Consider the following 20159-nt stretch of genomic DNA (forward strand, 5'->3'; position numbering starts at 1 on the left):
GGGGCGAGAGACTTTGCGCAGACTTGCGGCCCGACTGTTTTATGCACATATGACAGTGGAAAGGGCCGCTTTGGGCTTCTGGGAGATGACATGGCTTCGACCGCGCCAACCGCTACCGCCGATATGCTGAACCTGACCGCGCCCGATCCGGTGCCCGTGGTCGCGCCGGAAAAGGCGGCGGGCCTCGTCCCCATAGAGGATGAAAAGCGCAGCAAGCTCGACGAAAAGGTCGATGCCTTCGTCGCCGATCTGGTCGCGCAGGACGCCAATTCGCCGGAATTCGGCGCGCGCGTCGACCAGCTCACCAATATGGGGCGCAAGGAAATCGCCGAGGCCGCCGGCCACTCCAACCGCTTCCTCGACCGCCCGGTGCGCGCGATGGACAGCGATACCAAGGTCGGCGCGGACCTTGCCGAACTGCGCCGCACGGTGGAGGATCTGGACCCCGGCAAGCGCGGCAACCTGATGGCGCCCAAGAAGCTGTTCGGCATCATCCCCTTCGGCAACAAGATGCGCGACTATTTCGACGGCTATAAAAGCGCGCAGAGCCACATCAATTCCATCCTGGGGAGCCTTGCCAGCGGCAAGGACACGCTGATCAAGGATAATGCCGCGATCGACGTGGAACGGCAGAATATGTGGGCCACCATGGGTCGTCTGGAACAGATGATCCACATCAGCAAGACGATGGACGCCCGGCTGGAATCCAAGGCGCTGGAACTGGACGCGACCGATCCGGCCAAGGCCAAGGCGATCCGCGAGAGCGCGCTGTTCTACATCCGCCAGCGCACGCAGGACTTGCTGACCCAGATGGCGGTGACGGTGCAGGGCTATCTGGCGCTCGACCTGGTGAAGAAGAATAATGTCGAACTGGTCAAGGGTGTGGACCGCGCCAGTACCACGACCGTCGCGGCGCTGCGGACGGCGGTGACGGTGGCGCAGGCGCTGGTGGGGCAGAGGCTGGTGCTGGAACAGATCAGCGCGCTCAACACGACCACCGCCAACATGATCGACCGGACCGGCGAATTGCTCAAAAGCCAGACCGCACAGATTCACGAGCAGGCCGCGTCCAGCACCATCCCGATCGAGACGCTCCAGCGCGCGTTCCAGAATATCTATGATACGATGGACAATATCGACAGCTTCAAGATGAAGGCGCTGGAGAATATGAAAACGACGGTGAACACGCTGTCGAACGAGGTCGAAAAGTCCAAGGGCTATATCGCCCGCGCCGAAGGACAGGCGCAGGCGGCAAAGGAGGTTCGCGCCGACAATCCCCTGCTGAGCGCGATCGAGGGGTGATGCGCCTGCTCCACCACATGGCGGGGAGGCAAGAATGAGCCGCTCCGACCGCGTCCTGGCCGATGCCGAGGCCGTTCTGCGCCGCCACAGCGAACGCGGGCAGAGCCTGTCCACCCGCGCGCGGCAGCGCCGCAATGCCGGGCTGCTGCGCAAGGTCAGATATGCCTTCTGGGCGGTGCTGGCGGTGGTGCTGGGCAGCGCGGTGGCGGGCTTCATCCTGCCGCTGGGCGTGACCGGGGTGATGATCGCGCTGGGGGTGATGATCGCCGCGCTGCTGCTGATCGCGCTGATGCCCGCCGAAAGCAGGGTCAGGACGGAGGCTTTGGCCCAGACTGAACTGACCGCCCTGCCGCTCAAGACCGAAATCTGGCTGGAAAACCAGCGCAAGGCGCTGCCCGCCCCGGCGATCACGCTGGTCGACAGCATCGGCGTGAAGCTGGAAATGCTGGCGCCCCAGCTTGAGCGGCTGAACGAGCAGGAACCGGCCGCGCAGGAAATCCGCCGGCTGCTGGCCGACCATCTGCCCGAACTGGTCACAGGCTATCAGTCGATCCCCCAGCCCCTGCGGCGCGAGGAACGCAATGGCCGCGTGCCCGAAAAGCAGTTGATCGACGGGCTGGCGGTGATCGACGCCGAAATTGGCCGGATGAGCGAACATCTGGCCAGCGGCGACCTGGACAAGCTGGCGACCCAGAACCGTTTTCTGGAACTGAAATATCAGGAAGCCAGGGAATTGGGGAATTGATCGTTTCAGCCAGGCTGAAACTGCGCGGTGCGGTGCAACGATCGACTGCCGCGCCGCCCCTGGCATGATCCACCTCACCCTGATCATCGTCGATTTCCTGACGGGCCTGCTGGCGGCCGGCGCCTGGGCGCTGGCGTCGGCGGGCGGGGTCATCGCGGTGGTGGTGGGCGGCGGCTTTCTGGGCGTATCGCTGTTCCGGCGCTGGCGGCGCAAGCCCTGACGCCCGCCCTCAAATCTCCAGTTGCGATCCCAGTTCGACCACCCGGTTCACCGGCAGCTTGAAAAACTCCATCGGGCTTTCGGCATTGCGGATCATCCAGGCGAACAGCTTTTCGCGCCAGATCGCCATGCCGGGCCGGGACGACGGGATCAGCGTCTGGCGGCTCAGGAAATAGCTGCTGTCCTTGACCGTGATCGGCCCGCTGCAATCCTGCACCGATTTCAACGCGGCGGGAATGTCGACCTCCTCCATGAAGCCATGGTTCAGCACCAGCCGGTAAAAGCCTTCGCCCTGCGGGGTCAGTTCGGTCCGTCCCTCCTCGCGCAGATGGGGCACGCCCTGGGTGCGCACGGTCAGGATGATGTTGCGTTCGTGCAGGATGCGGTTGTGCTTCACATTGTGGAGCAGCGCGGGCGGCACGCCGTCGGTGCTGGATGACAGGAAGATGGCGGTGCCCGGCACGCGCTTGAGCGATCCGCTGGTCGACCGGATGAACAGGTCCAGCTCCATCGCCCCGTCGCGCAGCCGCTCGCGCATGATCCGCCGCCCGGTCGCCCAGGTGGTCAGGCCGACAAAGGCGATCGCCGCGACCAGCAGCGGGAACCAGCCGCCATCGGGAATCTTGGTCGCGTTGGACGCGAAATAGGCGCCGTCCACGATCAGGAAGGCCAGGGTCACGCCGCCCGCGACCAGCGGGTGCCAGCGCCACACGCTAAAGGTCAGCACGCCGACCATGCAGGCGGTGATCAGCATCGTGCCGGTGACGGCGATGCCATAGGCCGCGGCCAGATCGGTCGAGCTGCCAAAGCTCAGCACCAGCAGGATGACGAAGATCAGCAGCGCGACATTGACCAGCGGGACATAGATCTGTCCGGCCGCCGACGCGCTGGTGTGCAATATGCGCAGGCGCGGCAGGAAACCCAGTTGCACCGCCTGTTGCGTGACGGAGAAAGCGCCCGAAATCACCGCCTGGCTGGCGATGATCGTCGCCATCGTCGCCAGGATCACCAGCGGCAGCCGCGCCCATTCCGGCGCCATCAGGAAGAAGGGATTGGCGGCGGCGGCAGGTTCGTCCAGCAGCAGCGCGCCCTGCCCCAGATAGTTGAGCAACAGGCAGGGAAAGGCGGCATAGAGCCAGGCGATGCTGATCGCCTTGCGCCCGAAATGGCCCATATCGGCATAGAGCGCCTCCGCCCCCGTCACCGCCAGCACGACCGACCCCAGCGCCAGGAACGCCAGCCCCGGATCGAACGCAAAGAAACGCACCGCCCAGAGCGGGTTCACAATGGCGATGATGTCGGGATGACGCACGATGTTGAAGATGCCGAGCGCGGCCAGCACCAGGAAATAGACCACCATCACCGGCCCGAACAGCGCGCCGACCCTGGCCGTGCCATGGCGCTGGATCAGGAACAGCCCGACCAGGATGGCGATCGCGATCGGTAGCACCAGCGGCGTCAGGCTCGCCTGCACCACGGTCAGTCCCTCCACCGCCGACAGCACCGAAATGGCAGGCGTAATGATCGCATCGCCATAGAAGAGCGCGGTCGCCAGCACGCCCAGCATCGCGATCCACGGCGTCCAGCGCGACGGCCCCAGCCGCCGCCCGATCAGCGCCAGCAACGCCATGCTGCCGCCTTCGCCATGATTGTCCGCGCGCATGACGATGAACACATATTTGACCGTGACGATCAGCGTCATCGTCCAGAAGATCAGCGACAGCACGCCATAGATATGCAGCGGATCGACCGCCAGCGGATGGTGGCCGACGAAACTTTCCTTGAGCGCGTAGAGCGGCGAGGTGCCGATATCACCAAAGACGACGCCCAGCGCGCCCAGCGCCAACGGGGCAAGGCCCTGTTGCGGCGTCCCGCCATGGGGCTGCGCATCGGCGGCGGGCATGGCCCTGTCGATTTCTTCGTTCATGTCCGTGCGATGCCATGGACCGGCATACAGTTTCCATAGGAGGAATGCCCCAGTCGCATAGTATTTCCATATGATTCCGGGAATTGCCGTCAAATTCCTACGATATTCCAACGGATCGGCGCTTTTTCTCCTCTCGAATAGCTATGCGGCCATCGGTAGATGGCGTGCCTCCCCTGTCGCATGGAGGCGATCCTATGACGCACTGGCGTCCCTCTCTCACCGCGCGAATCGGCGCGCGCCTGCTGGGCCTCGCGCTGCTCTGGAGCCTCCGGCCGGAAGGCGCCTGGTTGCACCGGCTCGTGCGGGCGTCACCCTCGACCACCCCGGCCCAGTTCCTGCTGGCGGTCCTCTGCGTCCTGAGCGCCAGCGCGGGGACAGCCTTGCTGCTGATGGGACCGGGATTGTGGAAGCCGGCGCCGGTCGCGCGCCGCTGGCAGCATCATGGCCTGCCATCGGGTGGATGATCGGTCGGGCGGGGGCGGCAGCGGCAGCGCAAAAATCGTCCCGAACGGCCATGGCGCGTGCAGTTCGCCAGTGGACCGTCCGGGATCGCAGCGCCGCCTTGCTTGGAGAGGCATGGCAACGCTGTCCCGGCGATTTAGGAGATTCGCGCATCGCGTGCAACCATCTTTATGCGACAGGCAGAAATAAGGGGGCCAGCGACCCGATCGCCCCCCTCGCGCCATCACTCCCGCGCTATCATCCCTTGCTCTCCACCCTCAGAAAACCGCCATGGCGGCGTCAGCGCGCCACCGACAGGCGATAGACCATCGCATGATGATAGGGTTTGCCGGGGTCGACACGCGCCGACACGAAATTCGGCTTGTTGGGCGCATCGGGAAATTTCTGCGGTTCCAGCGCGATGCCGTCACCCATGCGATACAGGTGGCCACCCTTGCCGACCAGCGTGCCGTCCAGGAAATTGCCGGTATAAAATTGCACCCCCGGCTCGGTCGTCAGCACGTCGAGCACGCGCCCCGATGCCGGGTCCTCCAGCCGCGCGGCGAGTTCCGGCGTTTTCGTCGCCCCCTTGTCCAGCGCCCAGTTGTGATCATAGCCGCGCCCGGCGACGATCTGCGGGTCGCGCCCGTCACGAATGCCGTCGGCCACGCGACGGGGCGCGCGGAAATCGAACACGCCGCCTTCCACCGGCTGCAATGCGCCAGTGGGGATCAGGTTGGCGTCGACCGGGGTATAGGCCCTGGCCGGAATGGTCAGCCTGTGCCCCAGCGCACCGTCGGGCGCCCCTTCCCCCGCCAGGTTGAAGATCGCATGGTTCGTCATGTTGACGATGGTGGGCCTGTCGGTCCTGGCATCGAACGCGATGCCCAGATTGCCCGCCTCGTCCAGCGTATAGGTGACGGTCACGTCCAGCGTGCCGGGATAGCCCGCATCGCCATCGGCGCTGGTGAGCGCCAGCACCAGGCTGGCGGTGGGCCCGCTCTTCAGCGACACGACCCTCCACACCTGCTTGTCGAATCCCTTGCCGCCGCCATGCAGCGAATTCACCTTGTCGTTCAGGGGAAGCTGATAGGCTTTGCCGTCCAGGCTGAACCTGCCCCCCGCGATACGATTGGCATAGCGGCCCACGGTCACGCCGAAATAATTGGGATGGTCGACATAGCCCGCCAGATCGTCATAGCCCAGCAGCACGTCCGCGATCCGGCCCTCCCTGTCGGGACCGGACAGGGACTGGAGCGTCGCGCCATAGGTCAGGATGGTCGCCGACACGCCGGTCCCGTTTTTCAGCGTGATCCTTTCGACCGCCGCGCCATTGGCGGTCCCGGCGGGTGCGCGGCTGGCATCGGCGGCGATCGCCGTCCCGCTTGCCAAGGCGAACAGCATCGCGCATGACAACGTTGTATTCGATATAATGGCCTTCCGCACGAATATCCTCCCGCAGGTTGCGCCCATTGACGAGCCTTTGGGGGATATATACTCCTACAAATAATAGAGGCGCAACCCTTGATGGATGTCTGCTGCCGGAACTGCACTGGAGAAGGATGAATGGCAGGACCGATCTCGTCAGGCGCTGCGGCGCCCGCATCGCACAATCCCGGCACGCGCTACGGCCCCGCGCTCGCGCTGCTGGCCAGCCTCTTCTTCATGTGGGGCTTCATCACCGTCATCAACAACACGCTGCTGCCCCATCTGCGCAGCGTGTTCGACCTCAGCTACACCCAGACGACGCTGATCGAATCGGTCTGGTTCATCGCCTATTTCGTGGCGTCGATCCCGTCGGCCAAGCTGATCGAGCGGGTCGGCTATCAGAAGTCGCTTGTCATCGGCCTGCTCGTCATGGCGGCAGGGGCGCTGGGCATGACGGTTGCGGCGTCCATCCCCTCCTATGGCGTGACCCTGGCCATGCTGTTCGTGATCGCCAGCGGCATCACCCTGCTCCAGGTCGCGGCCAACCCCTATGTCGCGGTCGTCGGCAAGCCGGAAACCGCTTCGTCGCGCCTCAACCTCGTTCAGGCGATGAACTCGGCCGGCACGATGCTGGCGCCGCTGTTCGGGGCGTACCTGATTCTCGGACGCTCAAAAGGCGGCACCGCGCAGGGCGATGTCGTGCTGACACAGGCGGAACGGCTGGCCGACGCACAATCGGTCATTCTGCCCTATGTGCTCGTCGCCATCGTGCTGGTGCTGCTCGCCGTGGTCATCGCCCGCTTCCCCCTGCCCGCCATGGGCAATGCGACGCAGCGCCACAACAAGGAAGAACGCAAGAAACACTCGCTCTGGAACCATCGCAACCTGGTGTTCGGCATCCCGGCGATCTTCATCTACCTGATCGCGGAGATCGGCGTCGCCAACCTGTTCGTCAATTTCGTCAGCCAGCCCGATATCGCCAACCTGACCCATGAGCAGGCAGGCCGCTACCTTACCTTCCTGTGGGGCGGGATGATGGTCGGCCGCTTTGCCGGTTCCGCGATCATGCAGAAATTCGATGCGGGCCATGTCCTTGCCGCCTTCTCGATCGGCGCGTTCGTCGTCATGCTGGTCACGGTGTTCACCACCGGCCCGGTCGCCATGTGGTCGCTGATCCTGGTCGGCCTGTTCCACTCGATCATGTTCCCGACCATCTTCACCCTCGGCATCAAGGGGCTGGGGCCGCTGACCGAGGAAGGCTCCGGCCTGCTCATCATGGCGATCGCCGGCGGCGCGCTGGTGGTGGTGCAGGGCTGGCTCGCGGACCATTATGGCCTCCAGACCAGCTTCCTGCTGACCGCCGCCTGCGAACTCTACATCCTCTTCTACGCGCTCTGGGGATCGAAGCCGACCCATGCGCTGCCCGACCAGCAGGTCGCGGCGGAATAAGGCCGGGGGCAAGCATCCGTGGCGCAAAAAGGGCCGGAGCGGCATGTCCGCTCCGGCCCTTTTCATGCCTCCCCGTGCAGGGCAGGATCAGCCCCCCATCGCGCTCGCCGTATCCTCCAGCGCCAGCTCGACCAGCACGCCCATCGCCTCGGCCGCGCCCGCCGCATCCCCCGCCGCGATCGCGTCATACACCCGCACATGGTCGGGGATCGGGTTGCGCGGCAGGGCGCGGGCGCGCTGCTTATACTGCGTCGTCCAGTTCACCGCCGCGCCGATGCTGGCGGCCAGCACCATCAGCGCGTCGTTGCGGGTCGCGTGCAGGATCGCGTTGTGGAAATCGCGGTCGGCCGCCCGCCCCGCATCGGTCGCCAGCGTGTGCCGGCGCATCGCGGCCAGCGCATCCTTCATGATGCGCAGATCCTCCCTGTCGCGCCGCTGCGCCGCCAGCCGCGCGGCGGCCGGCTCCACGATGGCGCGCAGTTCGAACAGGTCGCGCACGAACTGGATATCCGGCTCCCCGGCAAAGGCCCACCCAAGCACGTCGGGGTCGAGCAGGTTCCAGCGGTGGCGCGGCAGCACGCGGGTGCCCGCCTTGGGCCGGCTTTCGACCAGCCCCTTGGCCGTCAGCACCTGGATCGCCTCGCGATAGGCGCTGCGCGAAACGTCCAGTTCCTCGGCAAAGGCGACCTCGCCCGACAGCACATCGCCCGGCGCATAATGGCCGGACAGGATCGCCATGCCCAGCTTGTGCGCGATGGCGCCGTGCAGCCGCCTGCCCGGCCCCCGAACCGCCTTGGCGCCGTCGCCAATGCCCGCCTGATCCCCGTGCAAGGACGGATCTTCCTGTCCCATGTCCATTCCTCTCGCCTCACCCTGCCAAGGCGTGGCTATCGCTACAATAGAAGCATTGCCATTACCATCTTCCTGCAATATGTCGGAGTAATTGGAGAAAACCATCGCCACCGCCCGCCCCTTCGGATCGGCTGTCCGGGCGCGCGGCACAACGCCTTTTGATCTGGATTGCGCGCCCGGCCCGGCGCGCGGGAGGAAAGTTTTCATGACATTGCGCCTGTTGCAGCATCGTTCGGACCATGGCGATCGAACGGTCATCGCCGCACAGGGCGACACCGCGCATGTCGTGCCCGGCTTCACCAGCATCCGCGCGCTGGCGCTGCACGCGATCGCGCGGAAGATCAGCCTGTCCGCCGCGGTCGAGGCCGCTGGCCGGGGCGACGCCATCGACATCGTCGCCGAATTCGCGGCAGGCCGCCTGCTTGCCCCGATCGATCATGAGGATGGCGCGCATCTGCTGCTGACCGGCACGGGCCTGACCCATCTGGGTTCCGCCGAGGGGCGCGACAAGATGCACCGCGCGGCGGCCGCCGCCGAAAAGCAGACCGATTCGATGCGCATGTTCCTGGAAGGGCTGGAGGGTGGCAAGCCCGCGCCCGGCGAAACCGGCCAGCAACCCGAATGGTTCTACAAGGGCGACGGGTCGCAACTGGTCGGGCCGAACGAGCCGCTGACCATGCCCGCCTTCGCCCAGGATGGCGGCGAGGAACCGGAACTGGCCGGCATCTATATCATCGGGGACGACGGCACCCCCCATCGCCTCGGCCTCGCCCTCGCCAATGAATTTAGCGACCATGTGACCGAACGGCACAATTATCTCTGGCTCGCCCATAGCAAGCTGCGCCAGGCCGCGCTTGGCCCGGAACTGCTGGTCGGCACGCCGCCCGATCATATCGAAGGATCAAGCCGCATCCTGCGCAACGGCGAAGTCATCTGGGAAAAACCCTTCCTGTCGGGCGAAGCCAATATGTCGCACAGCTTCGCCAATCTGGAACATCATCATTTCAAATATGGCCTGTTCCGCCGCGCGGGTGACGTCCATGTCCATTTCTTCGGCACCGCGACCCTGTCGTTCAGCGACGGCATCGTGCCGGAAGAAGGCGACATATTCGAAATCGGCGCCGCGCCCTTCACCCTGCCGGTGCGCAATCCCCTCAAACGCGCGCAAGCTGTTCCACTCGTTGTTCGGTTACTCTGACGATCCATGGCCTGCCCCCGGCGGCTGGCGGGGCAGGCGATGATGGGAAGGGGTAGCGGAATGCGCGCCCATCCCGCCATTTTCTCCTTGCCCCGACGCATTTCCCATGCACAAAGCTTGCCAAATGCCGCGCGCGTTCCTGGATGGACGGACGCCTGCGCAAACGGCCGCAAGGACAAGATGCATGGACGACCTGATGACCCCCGACCGGACCCGGTCCCGCCCGCAAATCCCGCATGAAGTGGGCGACGGGCTTTCGGTCATCTCGATCGCCAAAAGCTATGACAAGCGGGTCGTATTGTCCGATGTGTCGCTGACCGTGGGCAAGGGCGAAGTGGTCGGCCTGCTCGGCCCCAATGGCGCGGGCAAGACGACCTGCTTCTATTCTGTCATGGGGCTGGTGCGCCCCGACCATGGCCGCATCGTGCTCGACGGGCAGGACATCACCAACCTGCCCATGTATCGCCGCGCGATCCTGGGCTTGGGCTATCTGCCGCAGGAAACCTCCATCTTCCGCGGCATGACGGTGGCGCAGAATATCGGCGCGGTGCTGGAACTGGCCGAACCGGACAAGGCGGCGCGGGCCGCCCGGCTGGAACAGCTTTTGTCCGAATTCGGCCTGGCGCGGCTGCGCGATTCGGCCGCGATGGCGCTGTCGGGGGGTGAGCGGCGGCGCTGCGAAATCGCCCGCGCGCTGGCCGCCAACCCCTCGATCGTGCTGCTGGACGAACCCTTTGCCGGCATCGACCCGCTATCCATCGCCGACATCCGCGATCTGGTGAAGCAGCTCAAGACGCGGGGTATCGGCGTGCTCATCACCGACCATAATGTTCGCGAGACGCTGGAAATCGTCGATCGCGCCTGCATCATCTATGATGGTCAGGTGCTGTTCGCCGGCAGCCCGACCGAACTGGTCGCCAACGCCGACGTCCGCCGCCTCTATCTGGGCGAGAATTTCCAGCTCTGATATGCAGACAGGGCGGCCTCTCCTTCGTGACCGGGGAGCGCGATAATGGCGCTTGGCCCACGCCTGGACATACGGCAGAGCCAGTCGCTCGTCATGACGCCGCAGCTTCAGCAGGCGATCAAGCTGCTGACGCTGTCCAATCTGGAGATCGAGGCGTTCGTCGCGGGCGAACTGGAAAAAAACCCGCTGCTTGAACAGGCCGGCGGCAATGATGCTCCCCCTGCCCCCGACGGCATCGACCGGGCGGATGATCGCCCCACGCTCGCCGCCGAAACCGGGGCCAGCGACGATCTGATCGCGCAGGGGCTGGGCGGCGCGGACAGCCCGCTCGACGTGGATGCAGGCGCGGACATCTTCATCGACGACGGCCCGGCCGATCGCGCGGCCTTTGACGGCCCTGGAGGCGGTGGCGGCATGGATGCGCTGTCAGGCCGCTATGGCGAGGATGCGCCCGACTTCGACAGTTTCGCCGCGCCCGACGCCAGCCTCCAGGAACATCTGCTGGACCAGGCCCGCGCCGCGCTGGGCGCCATGGACCTCATCATCGCGATCCAGTTGATCGGCCAGATCGATGACGCCGGCTATCTGGAGGCGAACCTGCTGGCGACCGCCCATGCGCTCGGCGTGCCGCTCCATGATGTCGAACGGGTGCTGGGCGTCATCCACGGCTTCGACCCCACCGGCGTCGGCGCGCGCAGCCTGTCCGAATGCCTCGCGCTGCAAGCGAAGGAGGCTGACCGCTACGATCCCTGCATGGCGCGGCTGCTCGCCAATCTTGATCTGCTGGCGAAGGGTGCGCTGCCCCAGCTCCGCCGCATCTGCGGCGTGGATGAGGAGGACATGGCCGACATGATCGCCGAACTGCGCGGCTATGATCCCAAGCCTGGCCTCCGGTTCGCGCGGACCAGCGCCGCGCCGGTGACGCCCGACCTGTTCATACGCCCGACCCGCGACGGCTGGGCGATAGAGATCAACAGCGCCACCCTGCCCCGCATCCTGGTCAACCGCAGCTATTATGTCGAACTGTCCATGGGCAGGCAGGACCGCACGGCCAAGGCGTGGCTGGCCGACTGCCTCGCCAGCGCCAACTGGCTGGTCAAGGCGCTCGACCAGCGGCAAAAGACGATCATCAAGGTGGCGAGCGAAATCCTGCGCCAGCAGGAAGCCTTTTTCCGCCAAGGCGTCGCGCATCTCAAGCCCCTGACCCTGCGCGCCGTCGCCGACGCGATCGGGATGCACGAAAGCACGGTCAGCCGCGTCACCTCCAACAAATATCTGTCCTGCCCGCGCGGCCTCTACGAACTCAAATATTTCTTCACCAGCGGCGTCGCGGCGTCCGGCGGCGAAGGCGGCGCGGTGTCGGCCGAAGCGGTCAAGAGCCATATCAAGGCGCTGATCGCCGCTGAAGATCCGCAGGCGATCCTGTCGGACGACACGCTGGTCGACCTGCTCCGCGCCAAGGGCATGGACATAGCCCGCCGTACCGTCGCCAAATATCGCGAATCGATGGGCATCGGCTCATCGGTACAGCGGCGGCGGCAGAAAGCGCTGAAGGGCAAGGCCGCCTGAAAGGGACGAGCGCAAAGGCGCAGGGCGTAAATCCCTCCATGCCCGCGCCCAATGGCCATCCGGGGCCTGGGTCCCCGGCCCTGACGGACCGAACCATGGTGGGCGATGACGGGCTCGAACCGCCGACATTCTCGGTGTAAACGAGACGCTCTACCAACTGAGCTAATCGCCCCCGTAGGGAATTCCGGCGCTTTTAGGCGATTTTTCACTCCCGTCAACAGGGCGTTCGCGGAACAGAAGGGAACCTAGACTCCCGACATGGTCCCGACCAGAACTTGCCCCTGCATCGACCGGCGCGTGGCGCGTCAGGTGCTGAGGAAACGGCGACTGGCGCCGAACCAGCGCAACAGCGCGTCGGCGGTGTCCTGCGCCAGGGCGATGAACACGCGGCGGCCGTCATGCGGGTCGGCATGGCGCTTGACCAGGCCCTTGTCGGTCAGCGTCCTGATCCAGCGCAGCGCGGTGGTGGGCGGCACGGCGGCGGCGATGCACAGGCTGGAGACGGACACCCGCTCCTGTTCCAGCCGGGCGGCGAGCAGGTCGAGCAACATGTCCCAGGCCGGATCGGCGAACAGGTCGCCGGGCAGGAAATCGGCGCGGATGCGGCGCGCCCGCAACAGGTCACGCACCTGCTGCGCGGTGATCGACGGCACGGCCTTCTCCGCATTCTGGAGCGGGGTGCCGATCGGGGCGAGCGCGGGCATCCCGATATAATCGCTCGGCCGGTCGGAAATGCGCGGGCCAAGGTCGAAACTGGGGGAGGCGTGGGCGCGCTGGGTCAGCGCGTCGATGGTGCGGGCAAGACGGCCGACCTCCTCGCTCAACTGCTCCAGCCGGATGCTTTCGCGCCCGGCTTCATGAACACTGCCGGACAGCGGACGGCGCTCCCCCGCCGCCACCAGCGCGGCGGCCAGTTCGGTGCGGTCGGGTTCGCACAATAACTGGGTGTAGGGGCTGCGGAGGCAGGCGAAGGCCAGTTCGACCGTATCCCAGCCCGCGACCAGGATCACCGCCATGCCGGTCTGGATCGCCTGCGTCTCGACCTGCACCAGCAACCGTTCCAGCAGCGGCGTCGCGGCCGGACAGAAGAGCAGGAGCGTGTCGCACTGGCTCTGCCGGTCAAGCCGGGCGGATGCCTCCTCCAGTCCGGTCACGTCGAGCAGCCGCAGCCCGGCTGCGTCCGCCACCGGCGCGATCTCGTCCGCGTCGATCCAGTCGGCCACCACCAGCAGCCCGGCGCGCGTGTCGCGCGGCGCAATCGGCTCCGCCGTACCGCCCGCAGGCATGGGGTAGGAAAAATCTTCCATCATGGTCCAACTCCCGTTCTAGCTTCGTTCCCAAGAATAAAGCAAGAACGGATCGGTTCAGCCCGATCATCAGCCATTGTGGATGCAAGGTGGAGCAACAGGCGCAAGGGCGGCGCTTGCCCCCGCCTTTTCCTGTCCGCTTTGCATCCGGTCCGGCGCGGTGGCCCGACCGTATCGGAGGCAATCCGCGATCGGGCCAGGAAAGAATGAACATTCCTCCATTATGGAGTCAAATCCCTCACACCGCCGTCGCGCGGGCAAAATCGATGTAGAGGGCGCGCAGCCGCATCGCGACCGGGCCGGGCGTGCCGTCGCCGATCGCCTGCCCGTCGATCCGCACGACCGACTGGCACAGGGTCGACGCGCTGGTGATGAACGCCTCCTTCGCGGCCAGCGCCTGGGCGACGGTGAAGGGGCGGCGGATGACGGCGATGCCGCTTTCCTGCGCCAGCGCGGCCAGCGCCGCTCCGGTGCAGCCGGCCAGCACCGCCTGGCTGTAGGGACGGGTGACGATCCCTTCGTCGGTGACGATGAAGGCGGTGGAGGATGCGCCTTCGGTGACGAAGCCGTCCTCGACCATCCACGCCTCCTGCGCGCCGGCGTCCTTGGCGGCCTGCTTGGCCATCGCCTGGGCGAGCAGGCCGACGCTCTTGATGTCGCGCCGCGCCCAGCGCAGATCGGGCATGGTCGCCACAGCGATGCCGTCGCGCACGGCGGGCACGTCGAGAAAGGGCTTGTCCTGCACGAACAGGAACAGGGTCGGTTGCAGGCCGGCGGGGGCAATGAAATCGCGTGTCATGTCCGCACCGCGGGTGATCTGGAGATAGACAAGGCCCTCGGCCAGGGCGTTGCGCGCGACCAGTTCCTTCTGCACCGCCTCGATGGCGGGCAGCGACAGGGGCAGCGTGATGCCGATCGCCGCGGTGGAGCGTTCCAGCCGGGCAAGATGGCTGGCACTGTCCACCAGCCTGCCGTCGATCACGGCGGCGACTTCATAAATGCCGTCAGCGAACAGGAAACCGCGATCGAGTGGCGAGATGCGAATATCCGCAAGCGGCAGGAAAGCGCCGTTCAGATAAGCAACGGACATGGTTGATGGTCCTTGACGGGGCAGGTGGCGCTGCTTTCGCCAAGCGACCCGCCCCGGTCAAGCCATCTTGGCATGGCGCGCCGTCCACGCAGGATGCCGCCAGCAAAAGGATTGCGCCCGGACCGGAAGATTGCGCGCGATTTGCATCATATTGCCAGCTAAAGCATGGTGCGGGAAAGTGGCGTCCGGTTTTCCGCCAAAAACGATGCGAAAACAAAAACTGGCGTGCGCAACCTGTGTCCGGTCAAACGCAGCGCGCGCTGGAGCCATGCCACTGACGGACTGTTACGCCGTCCGGCGCATCCGTGTCCGGGATGATCGAATGGGGGAAACGATATGAAGCAGCCATGGATGATCGCCCGGTTCCTCGCCGCCATCGCCCTGCCGTCGGTGTCGATGCAGCGGCTTGCTGGCGCGGTGACGGTCGCCATGATGGTGCATATGGGCGCCACCGATGCGGTCGCGCAGACGCCACCGGCGCGGGCCGACGCATTCCCCGTGGCCCCCGACGGACCGCTCAGGGCCGTCACCACAAGCCATCGCATCACGACGCCACGGGGCGCGATCGCCTATCGCGCGACCTGGTTCGAAACCGTGCTCCGCAGCCCGGACGGCACCCCGCAGGCCACCATCTCCGCCACCGCCTATGTCCGCGATGGGGGCGATGCGAACCGGCCCGTGGCGCTGTTCTTCAATGGCGGCCCCGGTGTATCCTCTTCGTCGCTGCATTCCACCCTGTTCGGCCCGCGCCGGTTGGGCGAGCGCGACGCGGCCGGCAAGCAGGAACCGGGCGACAATCCCGACACGCTGCTCGATATGGCGGATCTGCTGTTCATCGATCCCGTCGGCACCGGCTTCAGCCGCCCGCTGCGCGCGGATGGGGGCAAGCCCTATTGGAGCTTCGAAGGAGACGCGGCCGCCGTGCTGACGCTGGTGCGCGAATGGCTGGGCGCGAACGGGCGCATGGCATCGCCGCTTTTCATCGCGGGCGAAAGCTATGGCGGCTATCGGCTGGGCGTCATGGCCAAGGCGATGGACGGATTGAACGTCCAGGGGCTGATCCTTGTCTCGCCCCTGCTGGATTTGGCGGAGCCGGACGATCAGCAGGCGATCAATCGACTGCCGACGATGGCGGTCGCCGCATGGCATCATCGCAGGCGCCCCGACGATCGGCGCACCGTGGATCAGGTGTGGCAGGAAGCGCGCGCGTTCGCCCAGTCCGACTATGCGCTGGCCTTGCAGCAGGGCTCGGCGCTGCCCGCCGCCGAACGCGCGGCAATGGCGGCGCGACTGGCTCCCCTGATCGGCTGGCCCCAATCCGCGATCGAGGCCGCCGACCTGCGCGTCGACCTCCAGCAGTTCCTGGAAACGCTGGTGTCCGGCAGGATCGCGAGCCGGTTCGATGTCCGCATCGCCGCGCCAGAACCGGCAAAGCCGATCAACCCCGATCGCCCGGACGCGGGCCAGGATCCGTTGATCACGCCGGCCAAGTCCAACTTCATCGTCTCGCAGCCGATGGGCGATTATCTGCGCAACGAACTGAAGGTGCCCACGGCGCGCGAATATTATGCGCTGGCGGCAGACGTGAACTTCAACTGGGACTGGTCGCCGCTGACGCTGGTGTCAGGCGCCGCCTGGTCTGTCACCGGCAATATCGCGAAGCTGATGCGCGATCGCCCGCAGGTGCGGACGCTGCTGATCGGCGGCTATTACGACCTCGTCATTCCCCTGCTGGGCGTGCGCTACGCCTTCACGCACAACGCGGTGCCGCTCGACCGGCTATCGGTGGTGACGCTCCCGTCCGGCCACTCGGCGCTGGAAGGCGATACGGACAAGCCGCGCGGGATGCGGGTCATCCGGGACTTCATTGCAGGGAAACCGGACGAGGGCGGGATGACATTCAGATGATGACGAGCCGGGCCGCAGGCCACCGCAGGTGAAATGGTGATTTTTCGTGACCGTTGAAACGAGTCACGCACTTCGCCTCAACGCAGCCCACTCAAAGCAGATAAGCACCGGAAGCGCGAGAAACCGCCATTTGCAGGCCGTCAGGGCTGCATGTCGATCTGCTGACGCCGACCCCAGCGGCTGCGTGCGAAGGCGATGGCGTCGGCCAGGTTGCGCCCGATCCGGCTCACGCTCTGATACGCCGCGATGTCACCAGCACCACATCCCGCATATCCGGCTGGAAGGCGGCGGCGGGAGGCGTATCCAGGCTGGTTGCAAAGTGGCGGAGAGGGTGGGATTCGAACCCACGGTACCCTCGCGGGCACGCCGCATTTCGAGTGCGGTGCATTCGACCACTCTGCCACCTCTCCGCAGAAGGTTCGCGAAGCGCTTCACCAAGCGCGGCGTTCCCGGTCGAGGGGCGGCCACTAGCGAATGAAATCATGCTTGCCAAGGGGCCAGCCCGGTATTTTTCTTGTGTCCGCGCCGCGGCATCCTAAATTGAACGGATGAAAGATACGATTCAGATTTTCGGCGCCGGAATCACCGCCCCACCGATCGTCCATGCCCGCTTCAGCATTGGCGATGTGGTCAAGCATCGCATGTTCGGCTTCCGTGGCGTCGTGTTCGACATTGATCCGGTCTTTGCCAACAGCGAGGAATGGTATGAGGCGATCCCGGAGGGCGCGCGCCCCGACAAGCATCAGCCATTTTACCATCTGCTGGCTGAAAATGGCGAATCCAGCTATGTCGCCTATGTCAGTCAGCAAAATCTGGTCGCCGACGACAGCAACGAGCCGGTCGACCATCCCGCCATCGCCGGCATGTTCGGCGGCTATGCCGATGGCAAATATCGCCTGCGCCCGCGCCATCGCCACTAGGGGCCAGCGCCTGCGGCGCGCTGTCGCGGCGCTGCTGCTGCTTGCCTGCGCCTTGCCGGCGGCGGCGGCCCCGCCGGCCGCTGCTCCCAACGCCGATCCGGCCTTCCCCTTCTCCAACGAGATCGCGGCCTTTGCCAGGGCGAACAGCGCCGGTGCGCCGGTCCGCGACGCCACCCTGTTCCTGGGCAGTTCCAGCATCCGCCTGTGGGACATAGCGGGCAGTTTCCGCGATATCGATACGGTCAATCGCGGTTTTGGCGGGGCGACCACCGCGCATGTGCTGCATTATTACAAGCGCCTGCTGCCCCCGCTCCCCCCGCGCGCGATCATCCTGTATGTGGGGGAGAATGACCTCGCCGCCGGCGTGACGCCCCAGGCCGTCACACGCGACCTGTTGACCCTGATCGGCAAGCTGCGGGCCGATTATCCGCGCGCCGCCATCGCCTGCCTGTCGCTCAAGCCCAGCCCGATGCGCTGGACGCTCAGCCCGAAAATGGCGGAGGTGAACGCCGCCATCGCCGGCCGCGCCAGGAAGGAGGGCTTTGCCTATCTTGATGTCGGCAGCGCGCTGCTGGCGCCGGACGGCCTGCCGGACGCCTCGCTCTTCCGCCCCGACGGGCTGCACATGAACGGGCGCGGCTATCAGCGCTGGACCGCGCTGGTCGATGCCTGGCTCGACCGCGTTTCACCCCCCGGCGCGGGCGAAAGCGCCTCCTGAACCACTTTCCGATTGATCCACGGCCAAGCAACATTATTACCAGACGCTTCAAGCGGCACATAAAGGCAAGGGGATGACAGGGTGACAATCTCAAAAGCAGGCATGGGGGCAGGCGGCCAGCCGATGGCCGAACTGACACTGCGCGGGGTCATTCTCGGCGCGCTCATCACCCTCGTCTTTACGGCGGCGAACGTCTATCTGGGCCTCAAGATCGGCCTGACCTTCGCCACTTCCATCCCCGCCGCGGTCATCTCCATGGCCGTGCTGCGCCTGTTTTCGACCGGCACGATCCTGGAAAACAACATCGTCCAGACCATCGCCTCGGCCGCCGGCACGCTGTCCGCCATCATCTTCGTGCTGCCCGGCCTGGTCATCATCGGCTGGTGGCAGGGCTTTCCCTATTGGCTCAGCGCCTTCACCATCGCCACCGGCGGCATATTGGGGGTGATGTATTCGGTGCCGCTGCGCCGCGCGCTCGTGACCGGCTCCGACCTCCCCTATCCCGAAGGCGTCGCGGCCGCCGAAGTGCTCAAAGTCGGCGCGGGTTCCCGCGAAGGGCTGGAAGAAAACAAGCGCGGCCTGTCCGCCATCCTCGCCAGCGCGCTCGCCGCCGCCAGCTTCTCGATCATCGCCAAGACCAGGATTTTGGCGGAGGAAGCCGCGACCTTCTTCAAATTCGGCGCAGGGGCGACCTCGGTATCGACCAGCTTCTCTATGGCGCTGATCGGCGTCGGCCATCTGGTCGGCCTGTCGGTCGGCGTCGCCATGTTCATCGGCCTGCTCATCAGTTGGATCGGCATCGTCCCCTATCTCACCACGCCCGTCCCCGTCGGCGCGGACCTTGCCGATCTGGTCGGCACCACCTTCCGCATGAAGGCGCGCTTCATCGGCGCGGGCACGATCGGCGTCGCCGCGATCTGGACCCTGCTCAAGATTCTCGGCCCCATCGTCAGCGGCATCCGCTCCGCGCTCGCCGCCAATGCCACGCGCAAGGCGGGCCATGCCGCCGACCTCGACATTACCGAACGCGACCTGCCCATCTCCATCGTCGGCGGCACCATCATCCTGGCCCTGCTGCCCATCGCCGTGCTGCTCTGGATCTTCGCGCAGGGCGGGCCGATCGCCGCCAATCCGGTCCCCGTCATCGGCCTGACGCTGGCCTATGTGCTGGTCGCCGGCATCGTCATCGCCTCTGTCTGCGGCTATATGGCGGGCCTGATCGGCGCGTCGAACAGCCCGATTTCGGGCGTCGGCATCCTTGCCGTGCTGGGCGCGTCGCTGATGCTGGCCGCCATTTACGGGTCGGGCGGCAACGACCCGGCGCAAACGCAGGCGCTGATCGCCTATGCCCTCTTCACCACCGCCATCGTGTTCGGCATCGCCACCATTTCCAACGACAATCTGCAAGATCTCAAGACCGGCCAGCTCGTCGGCGCGACACCGTGGAAGCAGCAGGTCGCGCTGGTGCTGGGCGTCATCTTCGGCGCGCTCGTCATCCCGCCGGTGCTGGACCTCCTGAACAGCGCCTTCGGCTTTGCCGGGGCGCCGGGCGCGGGGGAAAACGCCCTGCCTGCGCCGCAGGCCGCGCTGATCTCCGCCCTGGCCAAGGGCGTGCTGGGCGGCGATCTCGACTGGGGCCTGATCGGCATCGGCGCGGGGATCGGCGCGGTCGTCATCCTGATCGACGAACTGCTGGGCAAGGCGGGGAAGCTGCGCCTGCCCCCGCTCGCGGTCGGCATGGGCATCTATCTGCCGATGGCGCTGACCCTGCTGATCCCGGTCGGCGCGCTGATCGGCCATGTCTATAATCGCTGGGCGCTGCGCCAGGCGCACCCCGAATTTGCCGAGCGCATGGGCGTGCTGATGGCGACCGGCTTCATCGTGGGCGAAAGCCTGTTCGGCGTCGCCTTCGCCGGCATTGTCGCCAGCACTGACAGCAACGCGCCGCTCGCGCTGGTCGGCGAAAGCGATTGGGCGGTGCCGCTGACCATTCTGCTTTTTGCAGGGGTCATCGCCGCGCTCTACGCCAAACTCAGAAACTGGGCCGGCAGCCCGCTGAACTGAACGCCAACCTGTCCTAAAGGGAAGCGGAAAAGCCCGGCCATTTATGCGTTTCTTT

Annotated in this window: 17 protein-coding genes and 2 tRNA genes; 12 read left to right on the plus strand and 7 right to left on the minus strand. The window is 65.9% G+C overall.

Annotated features, from left to right (window positions below):
* The first annotated feature begins 90 nt into the window (after positions 1 to 90).
* The 3 genes from Q4610_RS04205 (at position 91) to Q4610_RS04215 (ending at position 2267) form a co-directional block, all read left to right on the plus strand.
* Positions 91 to 1302, plus strand: coding sequence for a toxic anion resistance protein (locus Q4610_RS04205; protein WP_304534741.1), 1212 nt, complete (start codon positions 91 to 93; stop codon positions 1300 to 1302).
* A 34-nt stretch (positions 1303 to 1336) separates the two neighbouring features.
* Complete coding sequence (locus Q4610_RS04210; protein WP_304534742.1) at positions 1337 to 2047, plus strand: hypothetical protein; 711 nt, start codon at positions 1337 to 1339, stop codon at positions 2045 to 2047.
* 64 nt (positions 2048 to 2111) lie between these two features.
* Entirely contained in the window at positions 2112 to 2267 is a 156-nt protein-coding gene (locus tag Q4610_RS04215; protein WP_304534743.1) for a hypothetical protein, read from the plus strand.
* 9 nt (positions 2268 to 2276) lie between these two features.
* Here Q4610_RS04215 and Q4610_RS04220 read toward each other — a convergent pair whose 3' ends face one another.
* Positions 2277 to 4193 carry a potassium transporter Kup gene (locus tag Q4610_RS04220; protein ID WP_304534744.1) on the minus strand — a complete coding sequence of 639 codons (1917 nt, stop codon included), beginning with the start codon at positions 4191 to 4193 and terminating at the stop codon, positions 2277 to 2279.
* 194 nt (positions 4194 to 4387) lie between these two features.
* Between Q4610_RS04220 and Q4610_RS04225 the strand changes: the two genes are divergently transcribed.
* Positions 4388 to 4657: a hypothetical protein gene (locus tag Q4610_RS04225; RefSeq protein ID WP_304534745.1), complete on the plus strand. Its 270-nt coding sequence runs from the start codon at positions 4388 to 4390 to the stop codon at positions 4655 to 4657.
* Positions 4658 to 4934: 277 nt separating this feature from the next.
* Here the strand turns inward: Q4610_RS04225 and Q4610_RS04230 are convergent, their stop codons facing one another.
* Positions 4935 to 6038, minus strand: coding sequence for an aldose epimerase family protein (locus tag Q4610_RS04230; RefSeq protein ID WP_304534870.1), 1104 nt, complete (start codon positions 6036 to 6038; stop codon positions 4935 to 4937).
* A gap of 162 nt (positions 6039 to 6200) precedes the next feature.
* Here Q4610_RS04230 and Q4610_RS04235 point away from each other — a divergent pair, with 162 nt between their 5' ends.
* Complete coding sequence (locus Q4610_RS04235) at positions 6201 to 7511, plus strand: sugar MFS transporter (RefSeq protein ID WP_304534746.1); 1311 nt, start codon at positions 6201 to 6203, stop codon at positions 7509 to 7511.
* A gap of 87 nt (positions 7512 to 7598) precedes the next feature.
* Here Q4610_RS04235 and Q4610_RS04240 read toward each other — a convergent pair whose 3' ends face one another.
* Positions 7599 to 8363 carry a FadR/GntR family transcriptional regulator gene (locus Q4610_RS04240; RefSeq protein WP_304534871.1) on the minus strand — a complete coding sequence of 255 codons (765 nt, stop codon included), beginning with the start codon at positions 8361 to 8363 and terminating at the stop codon, positions 7599 to 7601.
* 205 nt (positions 8364 to 8568) lie between these two features.
* Here Q4610_RS04240 and araD1 point away from each other — a divergent pair, with 205 nt between their 5' ends.
* The 3 genes from araD1 to rpoN all read left to right on the plus strand — a co-directional run bounded on the left by araD1 (position 8569) and on the right by rpoN (position 12097).
* Positions 8569 to 9561 carry an AraD1 family protein gene (gene araD1 / locus Q4610_RS04245; protein WP_304534747.1) on the plus strand — a complete coding sequence of 331 codons (993 nt, stop codon included), beginning with the start codon at positions 8569 to 8571 and terminating at the stop codon, positions 9559 to 9561.
* Positions 9562 to 9745: 184 nt separating this feature from the next.
* Positions 9746 to 10528, plus strand: coding sequence for an LPS export ABC transporter ATP-binding protein (gene lptB, locus Q4610_RS04250; protein ID WP_304534748.1), 783 nt, complete (start codon positions 9746 to 9748; stop codon positions 10526 to 10528).
* Between the two features lie 45 nt (positions 10529 to 10573).
* On the plus strand, positions 10574 to 12097 hold the full coding sequence (rpoN, locus tag Q4610_RS04255) for an RNA polymerase factor sigma-54 (RefSeq protein WP_304534749.1): 1524 nt from the start codon (positions 10574 to 10576) through the stop codon (positions 12095 to 12097).
* A gap of 96 nt (positions 12098 to 12193) precedes the next feature.
* Here the strand turns inward: rpoN and Q4610_RS04260 are convergent.
* The 3 genes from Q4610_RS04260 to Q4610_RS04270 all read right to left on the minus strand — a co-directional run bounded on the left by Q4610_RS04260 (position 12194) and on the right by Q4610_RS04270 (position 14494).
* Positions 12194 to 12269: transfer RNA gene (locus Q4610_RS04260), tRNA-Val, on the minus strand.
* 133 nt (positions 12270 to 12402) lie between these two features.
* On the minus strand, positions 12403 to 13407 hold the full coding sequence (locus Q4610_RS04265) for a winged helix DNA-binding protein (protein WP_425262522.1): 1005 nt from the start codon (positions 13405 to 13407) through the stop codon (positions 12403 to 12405).
* A gap of 235 nt (positions 13408 to 13642) precedes the next feature.
* Positions 13643 to 14494, minus strand: a complete 852-nt coding sequence (locus Q4610_RS04270) for a D-amino-acid transaminase (protein WP_304534750.1) — start codon at positions 14492 to 14494, stop codon at positions 13643 to 13645.
* Positions 14495 to 14830: 336 nt separating this feature from the next.
* Here Q4610_RS04270 and Q4610_RS04275 point away from each other — a divergent pair, with 336 nt between their 5' ends.
* Positions 14831 to 16402 carry a S10 family serine carboxypeptidase-like protein gene (locus tag Q4610_RS04275; RefSeq protein ID WP_304534751.1) on the plus strand — a complete coding sequence of 524 codons (1572 nt, stop codon included), beginning with the start codon at positions 14831 to 14833 and terminating at the stop codon, positions 16400 to 16402.
* Positions 16403 to 16722: 320 nt separating this feature from the next.
* Here the strand turns inward: Q4610_RS04275 and Q4610_RS04280 are convergent.
* Positions 16723 to 16812 (minus strand) — tRNA-Ser (locus Q4610_RS04280).
* Between the two features lie 138 nt (positions 16813 to 16950).
* Here Q4610_RS04280 and hspQ point away from each other — a divergent pair.
* The 3 genes from hspQ (at position 16951) to Q4610_RS04295 (ending at position 20104) form a co-directional block, all read left to right on the plus strand.
* Positions 16951 to 17322 (plus strand): heat shock protein HspQ, encoded by a 372-nt coding sequence (gene hspQ, locus Q4610_RS04285; RefSeq protein WP_304534752.1) that lies wholly within the window; start codon positions 16951 to 16953, stop codon positions 17320 to 17322.
* Positions 17279 to 18040 carry a GDSL-type esterase/lipase family protein gene (locus tag Q4610_RS04290; RefSeq protein ID WP_304534753.1) on the plus strand — a complete coding sequence of 254 codons (762 nt, stop codon included), beginning with the start codon at positions 17279 to 17281 and terminating at the stop codon, positions 18038 to 18040. The genes hspQ and Q4610_RS04290 overlap by 44 nt, the downstream gene beginning before the upstream one ends.
* A 123-nt stretch (positions 18041 to 18163) precedes the next feature.
* Positions 18164 to 20104: an OPT family oligopeptide transporter gene (locus tag Q4610_RS04295; protein ID WP_304534873.1), complete on the plus strand. Its 1941-nt coding sequence runs from the start codon at positions 18164 to 18166 to the stop codon at positions 20102 to 20104.
* Positions 20105 to 20159: the final 55 nt, after the last annotated feature.

The sequence above is a fragment of the Sphingobium cyanobacteriorum genome (assembly GCF_030580935.1).
Lineage (GTDB): Bacteria > Pseudomonadota > Alphaproteobacteria > Sphingomonadales > Sphingomonadaceae > Sphingobium > Sphingobium cyanobacteriorum.

Bases quoted from the DNA above. Each gene is read 5' to 3' on its own strand.
- Q4610_RS04265 (WP_425262522.1), bottom strand. From the start codon at position 13,407: ATGATGGAAGATTTTTCCTACCCCATGCCTGCGGGCGGTACGGCGGAG.
- hspQ (WP_304534752.1), top strand. From the start codon at position 16,951: ATGAAAGATACGATTCAGATTTTCGGCGCCGGAATCACCGCCCCACCG.
- araD1 (WP_304534747.1), top strand. From the start codon at position 8,569: ATGACATTGCGCCTGTTGCAGCATCGTTCGGACCATGGCGATCGAACG.
- Q4610_RS04205 (WP_304534741.1), top strand. From the start codon at position 91: ATGGCTTCGACCGCGCCAACCGCTACCGCCGATATGCTGAACCTGACC.
- Q4610_RS04210 (WP_304534742.1), top strand. From the start codon at position 1,337: ATGAGCCGCTCCGACCGCGTCCTGGCCGATGCCGAGGCCGTTCTGCGC.
- Q4610_RS04275 (WP_304534751.1), top strand. From the start codon at position 14,831: ATGAAGCAGCCATGGATGATCGCCCGGTTCCTCGCCGCCATCGCCCTG.
- rpoN (WP_304534749.1), top strand. From the start codon at position 10,574: ATGGCGCTTGGCCCACGCCTGGACATACGGCAGAGCCAGTCGCTCGTC.
- Q4610_RS04215 (WP_304534743.1), top strand. From the start codon at position 2,112: ATGATCCACCTCACCCTGATCATCGTCGATTTCCTGACGGGCCTGCTG.
- Q4610_RS04270 (WP_304534750.1), bottom strand. From the start codon at position 14,494: ATGTCCGTTGCTTATCTGAACGGCGCTTTCCTGCCGCTTGCGGATATT.
- Q4610_RS04240 (WP_304534871.1), bottom strand. From the start codon at position 8,363: ATGGGACAGGAAGATCCGTCCTTGCACGGGGATCAGGCGGGCATTGGC.
- lptB (WP_304534748.1), top strand. From the start codon at position 9,746: ATGGACGACCTGATGACCCCCGACCGGACCCGGTCCCGCCCGCAAATC.
- Q4610_RS04295 (WP_304534873.1), top strand. From the start codon at position 18,164: ATGGCCGAACTGACACTGCGCGGGGTCATTCTCGGCGCGCTCATCACC.
- Q4610_RS04235 (WP_304534746.1), top strand. From the start codon at position 6,201: ATGGCAGGACCGATCTCGTCAGGCGCTGCGGCGCCCGCATCGCACAAT.
- Q4610_RS04290 (WP_304534753.1), top strand. From the start codon at position 17,279: ATGCCGATGGCAAATATCGCCTGCGCCCGCGCCATCGCCACTAGGGGC.
- Q4610_RS04230 (WP_304534870.1), bottom strand. From the start codon at position 6,038: ATGCTGTTCGCCTTGGCAAGCGGGACGGCGATCGCCGCCGATGCCAGC.
- Q4610_RS04225 (WP_304534745.1), top strand. From the start codon at position 4,388: ATGACGCACTGGCGTCCCTCTCTCACCGCGCGAATCGGCGCGCGCCTG.
- Q4610_RS04220 (WP_304534744.1), bottom strand. From the start codon at position 4,193: ATGAACGAAGAAATCGACAGGGCCATGCCCGCCGCCGATGCGCAGCCC.